Source organism: Legionella sheltonii, assembly GCF_026191355.1.
In the GTDB taxonomy this organism is placed as follows: domain Bacteria; phylum Pseudomonadota; class Gammaproteobacteria; order Legionellales; family Legionellaceae; genus Legionella; species Legionella sheltonii.
In genome coordinates this window covers 55,312-75,386 of sequence record NZ_JAPHOQ010000001.1, presented here as the reverse complement: position 1 = coordinate 75,386, position 20,075 = coordinate 55,312, and the positions used below count along the sequence as shown (strand labels likewise).

Below are 20,075 nucleotides of genomic sequence, written 5' to 3'. Positions count from 1 at the left end.
TTGCTCTTTTTTTGAGTGAGAACCCCTTAAGATGTTGAATAGCCAACAAATGGCAGCGGTACGTTATATTGATGGACCTTTATTAGTTCTTGCTGGAGCTGGAAGCGGTAAAACACGAGTCATAACGCAAAAAATAGGCTATTTAATTAATACTTGCGGCTACGCCGCCAACACAGTATGTGCCGTAACTTTTACGAACAAAGCAGCCAATGAAATGCGTGCTCGCGTTGCCGCCGTTCTGCCAGCAGCAAATCGCCGAGGTTTAAAGGTAGCAACCTTCCATACTTTAGGCTTAAGCATGATTAAACATGATCTTGCTTTATGTGATCTGAAAAAAGGCTTTTCTATTTTTGACAGTGAAGACTGTTTACAAATCCTAAGAGGTTTTTTACCTACAAATAAAGCAACGGAACGCGAATTTATCCTCCAAATTCAACAACGAATTTCGCGCTGGAAAAATGATTTCCTCACCCCAGAGCAAGTCGTTAACAACCCTTCTGATGCCCCTTATTATGAAGAAGCAGCCCTATTGTACCCGCGTTATCAGCAAGCACTAAAAGCCTACAATGCGGTTGATTTTGACGACTTAATTCGTCTTCCCGTTAGTCTCTTGACCGAACATCCATCGGTAGCAGAATACTGGCAAAACAAAATACGTCACTTATTGGTTGATGAATACCAGGACTCCAATACCAGCCAATATCTTATGGTAAAAAAATTAACTGGAATCCAAGCACGTTTCACTGTAGTAGGGGATGATGACCAATCAATTTATGCATGGCGGGGTGCCAAACCTGAAAATTTGCAACAATTACAGCAGGATTACCCTCAATTAAAGATAATTAAGTTAGAACAAAATTACCGTTCAACGAACATTATTTTACATACCGCCAATCACCTCATCGCCAACAATCAACATCTGTTTGAAAAAAAATTATGGAGCGAGTTTGGCCACGGCGAACTGTTACGTGTAATTCGTTGTAAGGATGAGAATGATGAAGCAGAGCAGGTCGTGGCTGATTTAATTAGTCATAAACTACGCGCCCGAACAGAATATGGTGATTACGCCATTTTATACCGGGGCAATCATCAATCACGCGTGTTTGAAAAAGTACTTCGCCATTATGGTATTCCTTATAACATCAGTGGCGGTCAATCGTGGTTTGCCAAAACAGAAGTCAAAGATGTGTTTGCCTACTTGAAATTGTTGTGCAATGAGGCAGATGATGCCGCTTTTTTAAGAGTAATTAACACGCCCAAGCGTGGCATAGGCGAGTCCAGTCTTGATGCCTTAGGACACTATGCCCAAAACCGAGGGATTAGCCTTTATGCTGCAGCAGATCATCTTGCCCTCAGCGAGTATGTTGCAGAAAAACCTCGAGCTGCACTGCTTGTTTTTAAAGCCTGGATAGAAGAAATCAAAAAGCGATTAACCAACGGATCGATTATTGAGCTTTTAAAACAAATGGTCGAAGACAGTGGTTACGAGGCTTATATTTACGAACAATGTGACACCCCAGCAAAGGCTCAGAAAAAGATGGACAATGTCTGGGAGTTATTGGAGTGGGTAGGACGTTTGTTAACTAAAAATCCAGAACAAACTTTAGCTGAAATCATCAACAAATTAATTTTGATCGACATATTGGAACAAGCCGATGAGCAAGATAATGAGACCTTACAACTGATGACCTTACACGCATCAAAAGGCTTAGAATTTCCTTACGTTTATTTGGTGGGTATGGAAGAAGAGTTATTACCCCATCGGGTAAGCATTGATGAAGAGCAAATTGAAGAAGAACGACGTTTGGCTTATGTTGGGATTACCCGGGCACAAAAAGGATTATGTTTTACCTTAGCCAAACAAAGACGTCGAGCCGGAGAATTGCAAGACTGTTTACCCAGTCGATTCTTAGATGAGCTACCCCCTGAGCATTTGGAGTGGTTTGGTAAAAATGTGGAACGCTCGGAGGAGCAATCAAAAAATTTGGCTAAATCGCATTTAGCCGGACTGAAGAGTTTATTGAGTGAATCTTAGCCTGAAGCAACGAAAGCACCCAAGACCTCCCTTCTTCCCACAATGGGGCTAGGTGCCCATAGGGCGGATGAGGGACACCATCACCCCTTCCCCTCTTCCATAAGTGGGAGAGGGGATTTTTTTAATTTATCTCTTATTGATATACTGAACCCATGAGAAAAAATATCATCCTATTCATTGTTTCTTTTGCCATGTTTATGGAAGCAGTGGATACAACCATCATTAATACGGCAATTCCCGTGATGGCACAGAGTTTAAATGTCAATCCTGTGGATTTAAAATTAGCGCTGATTAGCTATCTGTTGAGTTTAGCCATTTTTATTCCGATTAGTGGCTGGATCGCTGACAAATTTGGTATAAAAATCGTTTTTATGACGGCTATCTCTGTATTTACTTTGAGCTCCATTTGGTGCGGGTTTACCAATAATTTATGGGAATTAATTAGTGCACGTATCGTTCAAGGTTTAGGGGGCTCATTAACTATGCCCATTGGCCGACTCATTATTTTACGAACCTGTGAGCGACATGAGTTAATCGCCAAAATGACTATCGTCGTCATGGTTGCCTCCTTAGGCATGATGCTTGGGCCATTATTAGGAGGAATTATTACCTATCGTTTTTCCTGGCGGTGGATTTTCTGGGTCAATATTCCTGTTGGAATCCTTGCCGTAGGTTTATCAAGCAAATTATTGCCTTACATGCCCCCGCGCCCGGTTCCACCACTGGATAAATTGGGCTTTATTCTTTTTGGCAGTGGCCTGGCTACCTTAACCTTCGGTTTATCGATGGTTAGCGAATCGACTGCAACGGTACCCCAAACCATTACTGCACTCTTTATTGCATTCCTTTTATTGGGGGGATATACCAAACACTCCTATAAAAGAAAGCATCCCATTGTTAAAGTAGAACTGTTCCATATCCGTACATTTTTTATTTCTGTTGCAGGAAATTTATTAGCTCGCCTCAGTTTTGGAGGTGTTCCTTTTTTATTGCCTTTACTCTTACAAATTGCTTTAGGTTATACACCTCGTCTATCCGGCCTATTGCTTGCCCCAATTGCTGTGGGCGTTTTTTTGGTTAAACCCGTATCATTCTATATACTTCGCTGGCTTGGCTATAAAAATTTACTCATTATCAATACAGTCTTAGTCAGTATGTCTCTTTGGTCCTTTTTTTCCATTACCCAATCTACTTCAGTGTACGTTATTGCCTTTTTGACTTTTATGTACGGATTTTTAATCGCATTACAGTATACGGGTATGAATTCACTCGCATATGCCAACATCACAGAAAACAATATGAGTGCGGCAACCAGCATTATGAGTACCACCCAACAATTGGCTCAAAGTTTTGGTGTGGCAATTTCAGCAATCTTGCTTAGTTTTTTCACTTATAAATATTCCGTAAATCATGTTTTATCCATTCATATATTTCATGAAACGTTTTTCATGCTTGGCATTCTGACTTTTTTTTCAGGGATCATTTTTACTTTTTTAAAAAAAGAAGATGGGCTTGAATTGATTGAACCCCCAGAAAAAAGAACTTTATAAGGTTTTTAAAGCCATCCTGCATGCTTTTCAATGAAAACGGCTAAAAGATTGTAAAGTATTAGAAATTTTAACCAAAATACACTATGATGGTCAGGCATTATTTTCTGTTTTTGCGTTAAATGAAAAAAAAGTTAAAAAAATTTAATAAAAAAACAGCACAATTAATAAAATAATGCTACAATGTGCTGGTAACAATTTAGGAAATTAACATGTCAGAAAAAATTCGCGGTACAGTAAAGTGGTTTAATGAGTCCAAAGGTTTCGGTTTTTTAGAAAGTGGCGGTAAAGATTATTTTGTGCATTTCAGTGCAATTTTAGGCAGTGGGTTTAAAACTCTTGCTGAAGGTGCAACAGTAATGTTCAAGCCAAGCAACGGACAAAAAGGTCCGCAAGCTGAAGAAGTTGAAGTAGTCTAAATCATTTATTAAACCCTCTATTTGCTTAAAATATGACAATATTTTAGTGGATAGAGGGTTTTTCTTTATTAAAATTCTCAATCCTATTCTCTCGATGAAGCATAATTGCGTCTGACCAATATTGTTAACATCTGTCTCTTCGAAATACTACCTAAATAACTGGAATAATTACTAAAATAAGTAATAATACAATTACGAACGCCCCCTAAAATACGACAAGGAGTTGTAGCATGAGTAAAAAAATCGCAGTCATCGTCGGCAGCTTGCGCAAAGAATCCCTAAATAGGAAAATGGCAAAAGTGCTTATTTCTCTTGCACCTAAATCTCTCAGTTTACACATTGTTGAAATTGGTGATTTGCCATTATATAACCAGGACCTGGATGACGAAAATCGTCCCCCTGCTGCCTGGGTTCAATTTCGTGAACAAATGAAAGCCTTTCAAGGAGTGTTATTTGTCACTCCAGAATACAATCGTTCGGTTCCAGGTGTACTTAAAAATGCAATCGACGTAGGTTCTCGACCTTACGGAAAGAGTATTTGGAGCAAGCTGCCAGGTGCCGTAATCAGCGTTTCACCTGGAGCGATTGGAGGTTTTGGAGCAAACAACCACTTAAGACAATCATTTGTCTTCTTAGATATACCAACCCTTCAACAACCAGAGAGTTATATCGGAGGAGCAGGAGATTTATTTGACGCCCAAGGGAACATTACCAAAGAAGACACTCAAAAGTTCCTGAAAAAATTTATAGACACTTATGCCGATTGGGTTGAGCTTAATACCAAAGGCTAGTTCACAACAAAATACACGATGCCTGGGCTTCCCCTTTTGTACGGTCACGTAAAATAAGTAGCAGCAGTCTTGAATTAACAATTTAAGACTGCTGCTAGGTTTCTCGATGTGACAAGGAGGTGAGAAACTCCCTTCTCCCCTAGGGCAGAAGGTGCCCGTAAGAGCGGATTTGGGTATTCAGCGCTTAATGCCCCTCATCCCTGCCAACGCTCCACTATGCCCACATCGATATTAAAAAGATCAAGTATTCTACCCACACTGTAATTAACTATGTCGTCAATAGTTTCTGGCTTAGTATAAAATGCAGGCATTGCAGGACAAATGATAGCACCTTGTTGTGTCAGTGATACCATGTTTTGCAAATGCCCTAAATGCAAAGGAGATTCACGCGGCATAATCGCTAGTTTTCTACGCTCTTTTAAAGTCACATCTGCTGCTCGACCGATCAGATTATCACTGGTTCCATGCGCAATTGCTGCCAAGGTCTTCATGGAACATGGGGCAATGATCATGCCCAATGTTTGAAAAGAACCGCTGGCAATACTCGCCCCTACATCATTCCAAGAATGATAGACATCCGCTAATGCCTTCAATTCAGTAAGGGATAAATTAGTTTCATATTTGCGTGTCAATTGCGCAGATTTACTCACTATTAAATGCGTTTCAATTGACGTCAGTTTGAGGAGTTCTAAAAGGCGTATCCCATAAATCATGCCTGATGCACCAGTAATTCCAATAATTATTCGCTCTGTGCTCATAAGTTGTTCCTCGCAATTGAAGCAATTAGGTTTTCAGGCAAAAAAACAGTATAATTATTTCACAAAACACGGTCGTCACAAAGTAAATAAGTGGAAAATACAGACATAAAAAGTTAAATTGCACGGATTACAACGAACGGCAAAAAAATAAGAGAGACAGATTATGCAAATTACAGCGATCTCAGACGATAGCATAGTAAGTTCATTCCCCATTGCGATCATCACCAGTGTGTTTAATCGTCAAGTCACGAAAGCGCTACAGGAAGGAGCTATATCGCAACTTCTGAAACGTGGCTTTAATGAACAAGACATCAGGTCATTTGAAGTTCCCGGAGCAGTAGAAATTCCTTTAGTTGCAAAACGCCTTGCCATGCAAAAGACAGTACAAGCAATTATTACCTTAGGCGCGGTCATTCGTGGTGAGACCAGTCATTATGATCTGGTGTGTAATATGGTGTGTCAAGGATGTTTGCAAGTCTCATTAGAGTATAATATCCCTGTTCTTTTTGGCGTACTGACGACAGATAATGAAGAGCAAGCATGGGATAGGTTAGGTGGAAAAGCCGGACACAAAGGAATCGATGTAGCCAATGCGGCCATATCCATGCACCAAACATTAGGTCAATTGTAAAACAGGCAAAATCCATGACGAATAACTATGAGCAGTTTGAACAACGCAAACAAGACCACATTAAATTAGCCTTAATGCCTGAAAACCAAACTGCAGAGCTCAGTACATTCGATAGCATCCATTTAGTACATGATGCCCTACCCGATTTAAATTTTGATGAAGTAAGTATCAAAGGATCTCGATTTGGTCAAGTCGTAGAAAAGCCGTTTCTGATTAGTTCCATGACCGCAGGTCATCGTCGTGCAAAGCACATCAATCATCATTTGATTGAGGCGTGTGCGTTGAATGGTTGGGCGATGGGTGTAGGCTCACAAAGACGTGAGCTCACTGATCCTAAGGCCGCTTTTGAGTGGCACCACTTACGTCGTGATTTTCCCCAAGTCAGCTTATACAGCAATTTAGGAATTGCCCAATTAATCACTTACTCCTTAAGCGATATTCAACGCTTAACTGATGCCTTGCAGGCTAATGCTTTAATTATCCACTGCAATCCCTTACAAGAATGCATGCAACCCGAAGGGACAACAGACTATAAAGGGTGCTGGCATGCTTTGGCCGATGCGGTTAAGAATCTTCCTTTGCCTGTTATCGTTAAAGAAACCGGCTGCGGGTTTTCACGTGAAACCATGAGGCGCTTAAATGAGATTGGTATTGCCGCAATTGATGTGGGTGGCTTGGGAGGAACCCATTGGGGAAGGATTGAAGGACATAGAGCAACGCATGATCCGATTCGACAACAAGCAGCCGTTACTTTTCAGAATTGGGGAATTGATACCGTAACCTCGGTAAAGCATGCGGCAGAGCTCAAACCCGCTTTTGAAATTTGGGGTTCAGGCGGAGTGATTAACGGGTTAAATGCTGCGAAACTTTTTGCCTTAGGTGCAACGACCGTTGGTTATGCAAAACCGATGCTCGAAGCAGCCTTAGAATCAGCTGAGCAAGTGAGTTTATGCATGCAAACCATTGAATATGAACTTAAAGTAGCGATGTTTTGTACTGGAAGTCGCGTCTTAAGCGATTTGCCACAGAAACTGGGGTAATAAGATATGAGCTCGGATTCAAATGTTCCTTTTGGTTTATAATTCAACGGGCTCCAAGAATCTTTTGTTGTTTAAATCTTGTAAGAAAGAGAGCAAAATCTTATGCTATTGTTCCTAAAAATAAAGAACTGGATGCGGAGAAGTAATTTTGCTTAAGCGTTTTTTCGATGTACTTTTAGCGAGTATCTTATTAATCGTATTTATGCCCATACTGATTATAGTTGGATTGTTAATCCGATATCGCTTGGGCTCACCGATTTTTTTTCGCCAAGATCGTCCAGGATTGCATGGTAAAACATTCCAAGTAATAAAATTTAGGACTATGAAAGAATTATACGATAAACAAGGTGAGGTTTTACCAGATAAAGATCGGATAACTCGCTTCGGCCATTTTGTGAGGGCGTCCAGTTTAGATGAGTTGCCTCAATTATGGAATGTTCTTAAAGGCGAAATGAGCTTTGTAGGGCCGAGGCCTCTATTAATGGAATACCTTTCTCTTTATAATGATGAGCAAAAAAGACGCCACGATGTGAAACCAGGAATTACTGGGTTAGCTCAAGTCAATGGCCGTAATGCTTTAACTTGGGATGATAAATTTAAATTGGATTTATGGTATGTAGATCATCAATCGTTTTATTTAGATATCAAAATCCTCTTATTAACAGTGAAGAAAGTAGTGATACGCGAAGGCATTACGAGCCAAGGAAGTGTAAGTAATGAAAAATTTACAGGAAATAATTCATGAAATCACTTGCCATTCTTGGTGCTGGTGGACACGCTAAGGTTGTAGCTGATGCAGCGCTTTGCTCTGGTTGGCAAAATATTTCATTTTTTGATGATAGATGGCCCCATATTGAAACAGTTGGACGACTGAAAATTAGTGGAAACACGCAGTCGATTTTGTCGCAATCCTCAGAATTCAACGGGGTTATTATTGCCATTGGCGATAATGCCGTTCGCATGGAGAAAATGACCCTATTTTTAAATGAAAATATCCCTATCGCGACCATTATTCATCCTTCAGCAATAATTAGCTCCTCAGCCCAGATCGCAGAAGGATCTGTTATTTTTGCCAGAGCAGTATTAAATCCAGACTGTATCATTGGGGCGGGAACGATTATTAATACTGGCGCAATCATCGAGCATGATTGCCGTATTGGACTGTCAGCGCATATCTCTCCTGGTGCCAATTTAGCCGGAAATGTGCAGGTAGGAAATTTAAGCTGGATTGGCATTGGAGCTTGTGTTCGTCAAGGCATTAAAATTGGTTCAGAAGTCATGGTAGGGGCAGGTTCAGTTGTTGTAAATGACTTGCCAAATCATTGCACTGCATTCGGTGTACCAGCAAAAATTTATAAAGAAAATTCAAAGGATTAAACATGTTAAATACCCCATTTTCACCATGGCCAAATTACTCCAAAGAAGAAGCGGATTTAATCCATCAGGTTCTTCTCTCGAATAAAGTAAATTATTGGACTGGCAATGAATGCAGAGAATTTGAAAAAGAATTCGCAGCTTGGGTTGGCACAAAACATGCTGTTGCATTAGCTAATGGCACTATAGCACTTGATGTCGCCTTGAAAGCGATTGGCATAAACGCAGAAGATGAGGTGATCGTGACCTCACGCACATTCATTGCTTCAGCTTCCTCTGTTGTGACGTGTGGAGGGATACCGGTATTTGCTGATGTTGATGAAAACAGCCAAAACATTACTGCAGAAACCATTCGGGCAGTAGTAACTCCTAAAACTAAAGCCATAATCTGCGTTCATCTTGCGGGTTGGCCTTGTGATATGGATCCCATTCTCGAATTAGCTAAAGAATTTAATCTCTATGTGATAGAAGATTGTGCCCAAGCTCATGGAGCAAAATATAAAGGTCGTTCTGTTGGTTCAATAGGTCACATCGGTGCCTGGTCTTTCTGCCAAGATAAAATTATGACCACGGGTGGCGAAGGGGGCATGGTCACCACAAATGATGATGTGCTATGGTCCTCTATGTGGTCTTACAAGGATCATGGAAAATCTTGGGATGCCGTATATAACGAAACACATGAATCCAGCTTTCGTTGGGTACATCGAAATTTTGGTACGAATGGCAGGATGATTGAAATCCAAGCGGTTATTGGGCGTATGCAACTCCAAAAGATGCCGGTTTGGCATCAACAAAGACTTGGAAACTTAAAACAAATTTGTGAAGTGGCCTCGACTTTGAAAGGATTAAGAGTCCCGCAAATTCCCGATGATATTACTCATGCTGCTTACAAATGTTATGTATTTGTAGAAGAAACTCAGCTGGCGACAGGCTGGAATCGTTGTCGCATTTTAAAAGAAATAAATGATCGCGGGGTTCCTTGCTATCAGGGTACCTGTTCGGAAGTGTATTTGGAAAAAGCATTCGATAATACCGGTTGGCGCCCCAATAATCGGCTACCTGTTGCATCCAGGCTTGGGGAAACCAGCCTGATGTTTTTAGTGCATCCAAGTTTATTAAAATCAGAAATTGATAAAACGTGCCAGGTTCTTAAAGAAGTCATGTTGCAAGCAAGTAGGGTTTAAAAGCACTCCCCTTTTATTGAAAGGTTTTTTAAAGGCATATGGCTAAGAGCTCTTGCTGTTTGTTGCTTTAGCACTTGAAGGCCAAATTGATTTATGCCATCATCAACTCAAAGAATTATTGGGCCAAATGGGATAATATGAGCACTTTCAAATCACACATGCATGGATCGCGCCATTTTTTTCAGAAATGTTCGTTCTAGTTTAAAGTTGTTCTTCTATTTAAAAACATTTGGGAACAATTCATAAACTGATAATGTAATGGAATATTTTTTCTAAATACATTTCAATGAAAAAAAATGAAATCAGCTTAATCGATACAAGGGTTTATCATGCTCCTTTTTAAAAATAAAGTAACTGTCTTTTTAGGATTAATGCTCTTAACGGGCGGTATGTATTTTTATCCTAATGATTGGATGGGATGGTTCCTTCTATGTGGAAGCTTCTATTTTATAGATAGGATGAAACTTGATTCGCAAACCAAAGGCATATTATTATTCATATTATTTATTCATCAAATCATCGCCTTATATTATTTTATAAAATATCCAGGCTATGTTGAAGACATTGATTTTACAACGTTTCAACTTACTGCAAAAAGCATCGCCGAAGGGAATTCTTTTTCTTTTGGCACCGATTCCGCATTCTTTTCAAATTTACTCGCATTATTTTATAAAATAAATATCTCTCAGTTGTTTGGACAAGAAATCTCTTTAGCCATGTTTATGACTTCTTGTTTTGTCCTGATGAGAATTGTTAAATACTACCAACTGGACACTTATATAATTCCCATTTTGCTTCTTTATGCGTTATCTCCTGCATCCCTTCTTTGGACTAATGTCATTTTGCGCGAGCCTTTTGAACTGGCCTTCTTGCTGCTCGCAATCGAGTGTCTGCTCTGTTTTAAATCGGGTGGTTTTGCAATTTCAACTCGATTATCATATTTAGGTGGCTCTTTTTTACTCATACTCTTTATGTGTTTGCTTCATAAAGGTTTATTTTTTTGCCTCCCAGTGTTTTTCTTTATGGCACTCATCCTCCCTGCAAAAGATAAAGATGGCGAGCAAATCGTTGCAAAGTTAATCGAACCCAAAAAACTGAAGCAATATATTTCCTTGATCTATCTACCTTTGGTCTTACTTTTAGCCATTGTATTTTATCAATCAAATACCGAACTGAACCAAGAGCAAGCAGAACAAAAAAAAGTACATGCCTCTAAAATTATTTATAACAATAATTACATGACTGTTGAGGTGGCTAAGGATTTATCCCAAAAAATTTCTTCCTTGGGTTTATATAAAACTGTAGCCAAATTTCGTTATGGTGATGCGGAGGTACTAAGCCCCGAGTTTATGGCAAGTTTGTTTAATGCCAAAACTAATTATGATAAAGGTAATTTTGTACCCCAAAATTTAATTCAGTTTGGTTACATGACTCTACGCGAGTACCTGCACTATGCATTTTTACCTGCGGTATTAGTAACAGGTAAATGGACCCTCTTAAATTTGATCTTGTCTTTTATTTATATTGCTCGACTGCTACTCTTTTGTTCTGCAATCAAATTGAGTATAGCTTTCTATAAAAAATCGATTAGATCTCCGCTGATTTTACTCTCATTGTACTTCATTGTTAGTCTCATCTTTTCATTGGGCACCATAGCGTATGGTACCGCAATGAGACACAATCTGATGACGGATTGGATTCTTATCTTATTAGGAACTCCACTCATATATGATTTCGTTGTTCAGTTATTCAAGAAACTTGCATGGAGAAGAAGTGCATTGAAACTCCAAAGAGTGTAAATGATTAATATAAAAAAGCGAATAGCAAAAATAAATCTTCATACCTTAGGGATTCTCTTATCCCTAAGTAGTGCTAGTCTGGGCATGTTACGAGATGTATTACTCGTTTTTATCTTTGGATTTAGTACCTTAAATGACATATTACAGATTTATTTATCTTTGTATTTTGTCATTTGTTTCTTCTCGGATCCCTTAAGGCTTACCTATTTAAATTTGATTGCAGTTCGGCCTTTCAAACAATTAATCTCCTTATTACTTTCTGTAGTCTTTATTTTTATTATGTTCTTTGTGGGCTTCATAATGGTGATCAAGCCAAATTTGAATCCCTATTATATGCTTCTAGCGGCCTTTGGCGGATTTCTAAATTTATTTGTTTCTTTACTGGTTTTTCATAAACAACGTTTTGGGGCTTATTTGTCTTCGCTATTGGTTAGTGTAGCACCCAGTTTTCTGATGATTCCCGCAGTAATTACTCTTGCTTTTTTACCCACACACTTTTTTATTTTGTGTTTTTTATTTACCTTTGTGCTAATTCATACTATCCAGCTGTTTTTACTCAGCTTTATTCGTATCCAAAATTATGTTCCTGAAAAAATGCCACTGTGCCTCGAAGACTTATGGTTTTTATTGCGCCATTGCATATCGGTACTTGGAGAACAATTATTTCAAATTGTTGGACGACTTATTTTTCTCCAGGTGGGACAAGGTTTTTTAACATTAACTTCTTTATTTATGAAGTGCCTTCTCACATTTCGTTTTGTATTTGTAGATTCATATATTGGGATCAAAATCAGCTCTTGGAGTTCAGGGAACTCCAAAGATCGCTTTCTGGAATTAATTGATAACAAACACATAAATTTTATTATTATTTTAGCTTTACTATTTATTTGTTCTATTGATACAGTAAATTTTTATTTTGTGGGATTGCAGTTTTTATTAATTAGCATCGTCTCTTGTTATTTTTCTTCTTTACACCGTATTGTGTATTTTAAGATCAATCGCTCTATTCATAATGCAGGACTGGTTACCTTTACTGGCTTGGTCGATCTGTTTAGCGCTTTATTAGTATTTTTCTGTTTGAAGTTGCATGTTCAAAGTCATAGCATGCTTTTTGTTTATTTTTGGTACATACTGCGCCTGTTTATCGAAATTTCTGTTTTACGATTGTACTTTAATAAATTTCAAATGACTCTAGCCAAAGAAAGCTCGGCAGCCCCTTAATCCATTGTCGTCGTTGATGTGCTATAGAATAAACAAAGCGTAAAATGGAAATCTAAGACTTTTATAATTTTGATTCATTAAATAATTTTTGGTATTCATCTACCAGTAAATTATCGCAATGGCGACTATCGAACTCCTTAATCGCTCTACTCTTAGCATTTTCACCGAGTTTTTTTCTTAAGGGAGCATCGGCAATCAATCGATCAAGGGCTGTTGCTAATTGAGTCACATTCTTAGGTTCTACCAATAAACCGGTAACCTCATCGATGATCGCATCAGTCAATCCATAAATGGACGTTGCTACAGTTGGAACACCCATTGCAGCAGCTTCTATAACGACTGTGCCAAAACCTTCTCGATAGCTTGGAAGACATAAAATTTCAGAAATAGCCATTAGATTTTCAGGTTTGGAGTAAAATCCGGTAAAAACAACTTTCTCTGGACAATGCTTTTGGACATGACGACGTGCTTCTTCTTCTATATTTTGTTCAAAGCACCCGGCAATGATTAGGGTAATTTTAGTTTTTGTAGTTAAACGGCCAACTGCCTCAATAAGCTCAAAAAACCCTTTATCTCGATTGATCCTTCCAACAAAAAGGAGTACAAAGCTTGTCTTATCAATATTTAGTGACTCACGAATTCGCTGCTTTGCCGTTTCTGAAAAATTTTCCTGGGAAAAACGATTAATATCTACACCTGCCACAGAGCCACTTCCTAAAACTGAGAGTTTATAGGGACGAACTACCTTCTGTTGAATTAAAAAATCACGTTGACTGGCACTGTCTGCATAACAATGAGTATTCAATCGATTGATCAATTTATCGCAAAATTTGACTATTGCTTTTTTGGGCCCCTTTAAGCTAACCCAGGTTTGGCCGGTATAAGTATGAAGTCTAATGGGAATGCCTGCGAATTTGGCAGCTAATGCACAAAGAAATCCGGCTTTAGGTGTCGTAGAATGAATGATATCAAAACGCTCAGAAAAAAATAATTTTGTTAAGCGTATTAAGGCGATTGTATCTTTAATTAGGCTAATTTCTCTTGGGATATATATTGTTTTGAACTTACAGTCTTTGATTGAATTCATCGCCTCAGATAACCCATCTTTACTGGAAATAACAGTAACTTCCGCACCGGCATCACTGATGGATGCGAGCTGTGAGCGTAAATGAGTTGTCATAAAAAGAAGCACTGTTGACACACGTGCCACACGAATATGCTGCAATTTCTTAGTCATTAATTATCCAAGAATGAAAGAAAAAATCAATCAATGCTACTTTAAAAACAACGAGCTTATCTATCATATAAAAAACCAAAATGTATTCCAAGATTTTTAAATACGCTTTCTCAGGGGCGTATTGTTGGCTTTATGAGTTAGTTTATCTATATTTCGAGCAAGGGATGGTTCCCCATTGCAAAAAAATCATACTCCTATCTCATCGAGCATCGTTTTAGTGATCACATCAGCATCATATTTTTTCTCAGCTAAATATCTCGATTGTTCTCCAAATTGCTGAATTAAAGAAGGATTTTCAATGAATTTGAACATCGCTCCTGCTAAAAAATCTACGCTCTTTATCGGAACTTTAAATCCATTCACATTTTCTTCTACAGTTTCACAACAACCGGGAGCATCCGTTGTTATAATAGCGCGCCCCATAGCCATGGCTTCTAAAATAGTTCTAGGCATTCCCTCTCTGTACGAGGGGAGGACATAAACATTGCAGCATGTAATTGCGTCGCGTACATCTTCAAGAAACCCTAAATAGTTTACTACTCCTTCGTCAATCCACGCATTCAGCTCTTTTTTCGAAATAGCATCCGGTTCTTCATCAATCCAGCCTACTATTGTAAATGTTGCATCCGGATATTTTTTCTTGACCAATCGAGCTGCCTCAATGTACTCTCGAATACCTTTACTTACTAATAATCGTGCAATTAATAAAAAATGAATGCCCTTCGGCAAAGGAGCTTTAGTATAGCTCTCTAGCTCCACTCCAGAACCATTCACTACCGTCGTTTTCACAGTAGGGCATAACAATTTTTTTTCAATCAATAATTGTCGATCGTCTTTGTTTTGGAATATGACCAAACGCGAGGATCTGAGTGCGGCCCGATACAGTAACATGACAGGACGATAAAACCAATGAGTTTTATCGCCTATAAAAAGATAACCCAAACCTGTAATCAGATTGGTTATATTAGGGACCTTTAAAAGTCTGGAAGCTAATGTTCCATATATAACTGGTTTTATCGTATAACTTAGAACATAATCCGGTTTAATTTTACGAATCACTTTAATTAAAGAAATAAAATACCTTAAATCCACAAAAGGATTCTTCCCTGTTCGTTGCAACGATACATCATGAAGGTTCACCCCCATCGACAATAAGGTGTCTCGTGTTTTGGATGGGACTTTAATATTTGGAGAACAAACATGGACCTCAACTCCATCTAGATTCAATTGCTGAATTAAGGCTCCACGAAATTTAATAATTGAATCAGTAAAACTCGAGATTAACAGAAACTTTGGAGGATGACTTTTATTTGAAAATTTTGGCATTATAAGTCACTCCCTACTAAGATCTCTTTCAGATTCATAGCCACTTTATGAGTATTATTATTCATACAATACCAACACACTTTCTATTAATTAGTCCGGTATTATCTTGAAAACAAAATATATTTAAAATTAAATTACCACAAGCTCTTATGAGTGTTTGAATTTTAGCATTGTACTCGTTGCTAAATCAACAGCGTTTAGAGACTACTTTCCCTAAATTGCAAAATACTCCACATCCTGTTGACCAAAGCTTTATGATGTTTTTTATTGTACTTCCCACCACGCCTGAAACATCAAAATATTCCATAATAAAGCAGAAAAATTTCCCTTACCACTTAAATGCTGCTTCCACATGTCACGTATTAGTTTTGAATTGAAAATACCTTCTTGACGTAATCGCTCTTCATCAAGCAAAGTCTCCGCCCAATTTTGCAAAGGTCCTCGCAACCAATCCGATAGAGGGATACCAAAACCCATTTTAGGCCGCTCTATTAACTCTCTTGACACATAACGATCTAATATTTGACGAAGCGGCCATTTAGTTTGCCCATCTTTTAACTTCATTGATAAAGGTAGACTCCAGGCAAATTCAATCAATCGATGATCAAGAAATGGTACTCTGGTTTCAAGAGAAACGCCCATAGCAGCTCTATCTACTTTCACTAAAATATCATCGGGCAGATAGGAAATAAAATCCATTGCCATCATCTTGCTAATCTCACCTAATCCGGTGAAATGAAAAAGATTTTCATCCATAAACGTATTCGGTTCCACCCCCTCAGCAATGAGCAAGGAGTATGGCGCTTCATGATGGGAAATAAGAGTGCGATAGGCTTCTTGAGCATTGACACTCGTTAGCACATGCGCCCCCTTATGAAGCTTTAATCCCGTCTGAGGATAACGCCCCAATAAAGGAAGGACCGAAGCAAACCTATCCCAAGTCATTGGAGAAAAGTTTCTAATTAATTTTGCAGCCGCTTTTCTTACAGGAAGTGGGATTTTATTAATTTTTCCCCAAAATTGATCGGTCATCTTATAACGATTATATCCACAAAATAATTCATCCCCGGCATCACCACTCAAGGCAACCGTCACTTCTTGCTTTGCTAATTCCGAAACAAGGAAAGTGGGAATTTGTGATGAATCAGAAAAAGGTTCATCATATAAAACGGGGAGTCTGGGAATTACCGCTAGTGCATCCTCAGTGGAAACATACAATTCAGTATGTTGCGTTCCCAAATGCTCCGCAACTGATTTAGCATAAGCGGCCTCATTGTATTGCTTTTCATGAAAACCGATTGAAAAAGTTCTTACGGGACGTGTCGATTGCGCTTGCATCAATGCAACTATTGTAGAAGAATCAATTCCTCCAGAAAGAAAAGCGCCAAGAGGCACATCGGCAACCATTTGTTGGGCAATGGCATCTTTTGTAAGCCGTTCCAATTCATCCACTGCTTCAAGTTCGTCCCCCTTAAATGATTCTGCAGTGCTAATACCCGCGAGTGTCCAATAACTTTTTATGATAGGTTGAGGGTTTTCGAGTGACAGTTGAAGGAACGTTCCAGGAAGCAATTTACTCACATTCTTATATATTGAGTGTGGCGCAGGAATATAATTGTGGCGTAGAAATAGTGCCAAGGCCCCGTGATCCAGCTCATTTTTAAAATGAGGATGAATTTTCAAAGCCTTTAACTCGGAACCAAAGAGAAAAACATGATCATTCCATCCATAGTAGAGGGGTTTTTCTCCTGCTCTATCTCTAACTAAAGTGAGCGTATGCAGCAGCTTGTCCCAAAGAGCAAAGGCAAACATCCCAATAGTGCGTTTAATGGTTTCCTCAATTCCCCAGGTCTCAAATCCAGCAAGTAATGTTTCTGTATCTGAATGGCCTCGCCAAGTCTCGATTTTTAGCTGCTCTCTTAGTTTTAAATGATTGTATATTTCCCCATTGAAGGCAATAACATACCGACCACTTGCCGAGCTCATCGGTTGGTGTCCCGCCGGGGATAAATCGACTACAGAAAGACGAGTATGTGCGAATCCAATTCCTGCTCCTGCATCATACCAAGTACCACGATCATTAGGGCCTCGATGTGCAATCGAATCACACATTGATGCTAACAGCTTTTCGGATATACCAGACCAATCAGCTCGGGATAAAACACCAGCAAATCCACACATTTAGTGAGATAACTCCTTATAAAACGGATCAAAGCGTTCACAGGCTCTTTCGTAGAAAATTGTTCGTGAACATCCACGTTCATACATTTCAGGATTAGATTTCTTGATCAATTTAACAATCGATAAACAATTCATGTCATTACAATCGTAAATCACTCGACTCAGCTGAAAACAAATGCTTTAAATCATATAGAACATGTTGTCCTTTACCAAAAGAGCGAATCATCTCGATACCCATATCCTTAAATTGTTGATGGGCAACTGCGAGAACAATGCCGTCATATTCACCCCTATTGGGTTGTGCAATTAATGAGAGTCCATATTCATGTTCAACATCTGCTTCAGCAGCCCAGGGATCATAGACATCCACAGCTACATTATATTCTTTTAACCCAGTGATAACATCAATGACACGTGTATTGCGTATATCAGGACAATTTTCCTTAAAAGTTAATCCCATGACCAATACTTTTGCTCCTTCGACATGAATACGTTGTTTAATCATTGATTTCACAAGCTGAGAAACCACATAAGATCCCATTGCATCATTAAGACGACGCCCTGCGAGAATAATTTCTGGATGATAACCAATAGATTGTGCCTTATGCGTCAAATAATAAGGATCGACACCAATACAATGCCCACCAACCAAACCAGGACGAAAAGGTAAAAAATTCCATTTTGTTCCAGCAGCTTTCAGCACCGCTTCAGTATCTATTTCCAACTTATTGAAAATAATCGCTAATTCATTGATTAATGCAATATTCAAATCACGTTGTGTATTTTCAATTACCTTTGCCGCTTCTGCGACTCTGATACTCTCGACCTTATGAGTGCCTGCAACAATAATTTCTTGATACAAAGCATCGACAATATCTGCGACTTCAGGGGTTGATCCTGAAGTAATCTTCGTAATCGTTGTTACTCGGTGAAGTTTATCACCTGGATTGACGCGCTCGGGGCTGTAACCTGCATAGAAATCCACATTAAATTTCATTCCAGAGGTACGTTCAAGTACGGGTACGCATACTTCCTCTATAGCACCAGGATAAACAGTAGACTCATAGATGACTATATTACCAGGCTCCAGCATACGCCCTATCATTTCACTGGCCTTAATCAGAGGCTGAAAATCTGGTTGTTTGTACTGATCAATCGGCGTTGGTACGGTAATGATATACATATCACAAAAGGCAATTTCTTCAGGGATTGATGTTAAATACAAATGTTTTGCTTCCCGCAACTCTGCATCACTGATTTCTAGAGTCGAATCATGGCCGCTTTTAAGTTCTTTAACGCGATTTTCATTAATATCAAAACCCATTACCGAACGCACTTTGCCAAATTCAACTGCTAAGGGCAAACCAACATAACCCAAACCAACTACAGCAAGCTTCTTTTCTTCAACAACGGTCATCCTTTCAGTCCCAATTTTATTTTTATATTATTGTAATCTAATCCAACTTCATCATTATAAACTGACCTGCTCTAAGGCTTTATCAGATTGTACTGCATAATAATCCAGATACCATTCCACAAAACGTTTTATCCCTACTTCTACCGGAGTGCTTGGGGCATATCCCACATCATTCTTTAGCGCTTCTACATCGGCAAAAGTATCTGGTACATCACCATCTTGCAGGGGTAACAAATTCATTTTTGCCTTTTTTCCGAGACACTGCTCTAATACTTCGATATAACGTGACAAAAGAACAGGACTTTGATTGCCGATATTGTAAACGCGCCATGGAGCAGCACTTGTACCAGGTTCGGGAGACATACCTGACCACTCCTTATTTGGTGTAGCCGGATGATCATGTACTCTTATTATGCCTTCTACTATGTCATCAATATAAGTAAAATCTCGTCGGTGGTTTCCAAAATTAAATACATCAATAGACTCATCGTTCAGAAGATTTTTGGTAAATTTGAAAAGTGCCATATCGGGTCTTCCCCAAGGCCCGTACACTGTAAAAAAGCGTAGTCCTGTAGTTGGAAGTCGATATAAATGACTGTAACTATGAGCCATAAGCTCATTGGCCTTCTTGGTTGCTGCATAAAGACTCAAAGGATGGTCTACATTATCATGAACTGAAAAAGGCAGGGATTCATTAGCACCATAAACGGAGCTGGAAGAAGCATAACTAAGGTGCTCTATACGATGATGTCTACATCCTTCCAAAATATTGAGAAAACCGACCAGATTACTGTCAATATAGACATAGGGGTTTTCAATGGAATAACGAACTCCAGCCTGGGCACCAAGATGAATAACTCGTTGAAAATTATGCGATGCAAACAATTGCGCCATAGATTCTCGATCAGCCAATTCGAGATGAATGAACTTGAAATGGGCAAAATCAGCCAGTTGTTGTAAACGTGCCTTTTTCAGATTGACATCGTAATAGTCATTGAGATTATCAATACCAATAACTTCATCACCTCGTTCGCACAATTTTTGTGCCACATGAAAGCCAATAAATCCAGCTACTCCAGTAACTAAAACTTTCACTAAACATTACCTCCAGACAG

At 38.9% G+C, this 20,075-nt stretch carries 17 protein-coding genes; 11 read left to right on the top strand and 6 right to left on the bottom strand.

From position 1 onward, the window contains the following. The first annotated feature begins 31 nt into the window (after positions 1-31). The 4 genes from OQJ26_RS00310 (at position 32) to OQJ26_RS00295 (ending at position 4,792) form a co-directional block, all read left to right on the top strand. Positions 32-2,035 (top strand): UvrD-helicase domain-containing protein, encoded by a 2,004-nt coding sequence (locus OQJ26_RS00310; protein ID WP_265701915.1) that lies wholly within the window; start codon positions 32-34, stop codon positions 2,033-2,035. 152 nt (positions 2,036-2,187) lie between these two features. Further along, a complete protein-coding gene (locus OQJ26_RS00305; protein ID WP_265701914.1) occupies positions 2,188-3,585 on the top strand; it encodes a DHA2 family efflux MFS transporter permease subunit in 1,398 nt (465 codons plus the stop codon). A gap of 209 nt (positions 3,586-3,794) precedes the next feature. Beyond that, a complete protein-coding gene (locus OQJ26_RS00300) occupies positions 3,795-4,001 on the top strand; it encodes a cold-shock protein (protein ID WP_028382507.1) in 207 nt (68 codons plus the stop codon). Positions 4,002-4,231: 230 nt separating this feature from the next. Further along, entirely contained in the window at positions 4,232-4,792 is a 561-nt protein-coding gene (locus OQJ26_RS00295; RefSeq protein ID WP_265701913.1) for an NADPH-dependent FMN reductase, read from the top strand. A 194-nt stretch (positions 4,793-4,986) separates the two neighbouring features. Here OQJ26_RS00295 and OQJ26_RS00290 read toward each other — a convergent pair whose 3' ends face one another. Further along, the gene (locus OQJ26_RS00290) at positions 4,987-5,550 is read right to left on the bottom strand and encodes a UbiX family flavin prenyltransferase (RefSeq protein ID WP_265701912.1); all 564 of its coding nucleotides are present in this window, start codon (positions 5,548-5,550) and stop codon (positions 4,987-4,989) included. Between the two features lie 163 nt (positions 5,551-5,713). On the opposite strand from OQJ26_RS00290, the gene ribH reads away from it, so the two are divergent. The 7 genes from ribH (at position 5,714) to OQJ26_RS00255 (ending at position 12,799) form a co-directional block, all read left to right on the top strand. Further along, a complete protein-coding gene (ribH, locus tag OQJ26_RS00285) occupies positions 5,714-6,181 on the top strand; it encodes a 6,7-dimethyl-8-ribityllumazine synthase (RefSeq protein ID WP_265701911.1) in 468 nt (155 codons plus the stop codon). Between the two features lie 14 nt (positions 6,182-6,195). Then, positions 6,196-7,221 carry a type 2 isopentenyl-diphosphate Delta-isomerase gene (gene fni, locus OQJ26_RS00280; RefSeq protein WP_265701910.1) on the top strand — a complete coding sequence of 342 codons (1,026 nt, stop codon included), beginning with the start codon at positions 6,196-6,198 and terminating at the stop codon, positions 7,219-7,221. A gap of 148 nt (positions 7,222-7,369) precedes the next feature. Then, positions 7,370-7,966, top strand: coding sequence for a sugar transferase (locus OQJ26_RS00275; RefSeq protein WP_322783947.1), 597 nt, complete (start codon positions 7,370-7,372; stop codon positions 7,964-7,966). Next, the gene (locus OQJ26_RS00270) at positions 7,963-8,598 is read left to right on the top strand and encodes an acetyltransferase (protein WP_265701909.1); all 636 of its coding nucleotides are present in this window, start codon (positions 7,963-7,965) and stop codon (positions 8,596-8,598) included. The genes OQJ26_RS00275 and OQJ26_RS00270 overlap by 4 nt, the downstream gene beginning before the upstream one ends. A gap of 2 nt (positions 8,599-8,600) precedes the next feature. Beyond that, positions 8,601-9,779, top strand: a complete 1,179-nt coding sequence (locus OQJ26_RS00265; RefSeq protein ID WP_265701908.1) for a DegT/DnrJ/EryC1/StrS family aminotransferase — start codon at positions 8,601-8,603, stop codon at positions 9,777-9,779. 329 nt (positions 9,780-10,108) lie between these two features. Continuing rightward, on the top strand, positions 10,109-11,578 hold the full coding sequence (locus tag OQJ26_RS00260) for a hypothetical protein (protein WP_265701907.1): 1,470 nt from the start codon (positions 10,109-10,111) through the stop codon (positions 11,576-11,578). After that, positions 11,579-12,799 (top strand): hypothetical protein, encoded by a 1,221-nt coding sequence (locus tag OQJ26_RS00255; protein WP_265701906.1) that lies wholly within the window; start codon positions 11,579-11,581, stop codon positions 12,797-12,799. 61 nt (positions 12,800-12,860) lie between these two features. Here OQJ26_RS00255 and OQJ26_RS00250 read toward each other — a convergent pair whose 3' ends face one another. The 5 genes from OQJ26_RS00250 to OQJ26_RS00230 all read right to left on the bottom strand — a co-directional run bounded on the left by OQJ26_RS00250 (position 12,861) and on the right by OQJ26_RS00230 (position 20,055). Beyond that, entirely contained in the window at positions 12,861-14,036 is a 1,176-nt protein-coding gene (locus OQJ26_RS00250; protein WP_265701905.1) for a glycosyltransferase, read from the bottom strand. Between the two features lie 186 nt (positions 14,037-14,222). Continuing rightward, positions 14,223-15,362, bottom strand: a complete 1,140-nt coding sequence (locus OQJ26_RS00245; RefSeq protein ID WP_265701904.1) for a glycosyltransferase family 4 protein — start codon at positions 15,360-15,362, stop codon at positions 14,223-14,225. A 264-nt stretch (positions 15,363-15,626) separates the two neighbouring features. Then, entirely contained in the window at positions 15,627-17,543 is a 1,917-nt protein-coding gene (gene asnB / locus OQJ26_RS00240; protein WP_265701903.1) for an asparagine synthase (glutamine-hydrolyzing), read from the bottom strand. A 139-nt stretch (positions 17,544-17,682) separates the two neighbouring features. Continuing rightward, entirely contained in the window at positions 17,683-18,960 is a 1,278-nt protein-coding gene (gene tviB / locus OQJ26_RS00235) for a Vi polysaccharide biosynthesis UDP-N-acetylglucosamine C-6 dehydrogenase TviB (RefSeq protein WP_265701902.1), read from the bottom strand. A gap of 54 nt (positions 18,961-19,014) precedes the next feature. Then, entirely contained in the window at positions 19,015-20,055 is a 1,041-nt protein-coding gene (locus OQJ26_RS00230; RefSeq protein WP_265701901.1) for an NAD-dependent epimerase, read from the bottom strand. Between the last annotated feature and the right edge of the window lie 20 nt (positions 20,056-20,075).

What these genes read in the sequence shown, in the direction of transcription:
- OQJ26_RS00310 (WP_265701915.1), top strand. Translation starts at nt 32, where the DNA reads ATGTTGAATAGCCAACAAATGGCAGCGGTACGTTATATTGATGGACCT.
- OQJ26_RS00305 (WP_265701914.1), top strand. Translation starts at nt 2,188, where the DNA reads ATGAGAAAAAATATCATCCTATTCATTGTTTCTTTTGCCATGTTTATG.
- OQJ26_RS00300 (WP_028382507.1), top strand. Translation starts at nt 3,795, where the DNA reads ATGTCAGAAAAAATTCGCGGTACAGTAAAGTGGTTTAATGAGTCCAAA.
- OQJ26_RS00295 (WP_265701913.1), top strand. Translation starts at nt 4,232, where the DNA reads ATGAGTAAAAAAATCGCAGTCATCGTCGGCAGCTTGCGCAAAGAATCC.
- OQJ26_RS00290 (WP_265701912.1), bottom strand. Translation starts at nt 5,550, where the DNA reads ATGAGCACAGAGCGAATAATTATTGGAATTACTGGTGCATCAGGCATG.
- ribH (WP_265701911.1), top strand. Translation starts at nt 5,714, where the DNA reads ATGCAAATTACAGCGATCTCAGACGATAGCATAGTAAGTTCATTCCCC.
- fni (WP_265701910.1), top strand. Translation starts at nt 6,196, where the DNA reads ATGACGAATAACTATGAGCAGTTTGAACAACGCAAACAAGACCACATT.
- OQJ26_RS00270 (WP_265701909.1), top strand. Translation starts at nt 7,963, where the DNA reads ATGAAATCACTTGCCATTCTTGGTGCTGGTGGACACGCTAAGGTTGTA.
- OQJ26_RS00265 (WP_265701908.1), top strand. Translation starts at nt 8,601, where the DNA reads ATGTTAAATACCCCATTTTCACCATGGCCAAATTACTCCAAAGAAGAA.
- OQJ26_RS00260 (WP_265701907.1), top strand. Translation starts at nt 10,109, where the DNA reads ATGCTCCTTTTTAAAAATAAAGTAACTGTCTTTTTAGGATTAATGCTC.
- OQJ26_RS00255 (WP_265701906.1), top strand. Translation starts at nt 11,579, where the DNA reads ATGATTAATATAAAAAAGCGAATAGCAAAAATAAATCTTCATACCTTA.
- OQJ26_RS00250 (WP_265701905.1), bottom strand. Translation starts at nt 14,036, where the DNA reads ATGACTAAGAAATTGCAGCATATTCGTGTGGCACGTGTGTCAACAGTG.
- OQJ26_RS00245 (WP_265701904.1), bottom strand. Translation starts at nt 15,362, where the DNA reads ATGCCAAAATTTTCAAATAAAAGTCATCCTCCAAAGTTTCTGTTAATC.
- asnB (WP_265701903.1), bottom strand. Translation starts at nt 17,543, where the DNA reads ATGTGTGGATTTGCTGGTGTTTTATCCCGAGCTGATTGGTCTGGTATA.
- tviB (WP_265701902.1), bottom strand. Translation starts at nt 18,960, where the DNA reads ATGACCGTTGTTGAAGAAAAGAAGCTTGCTGTAGTTGGTTTGGGTTAT.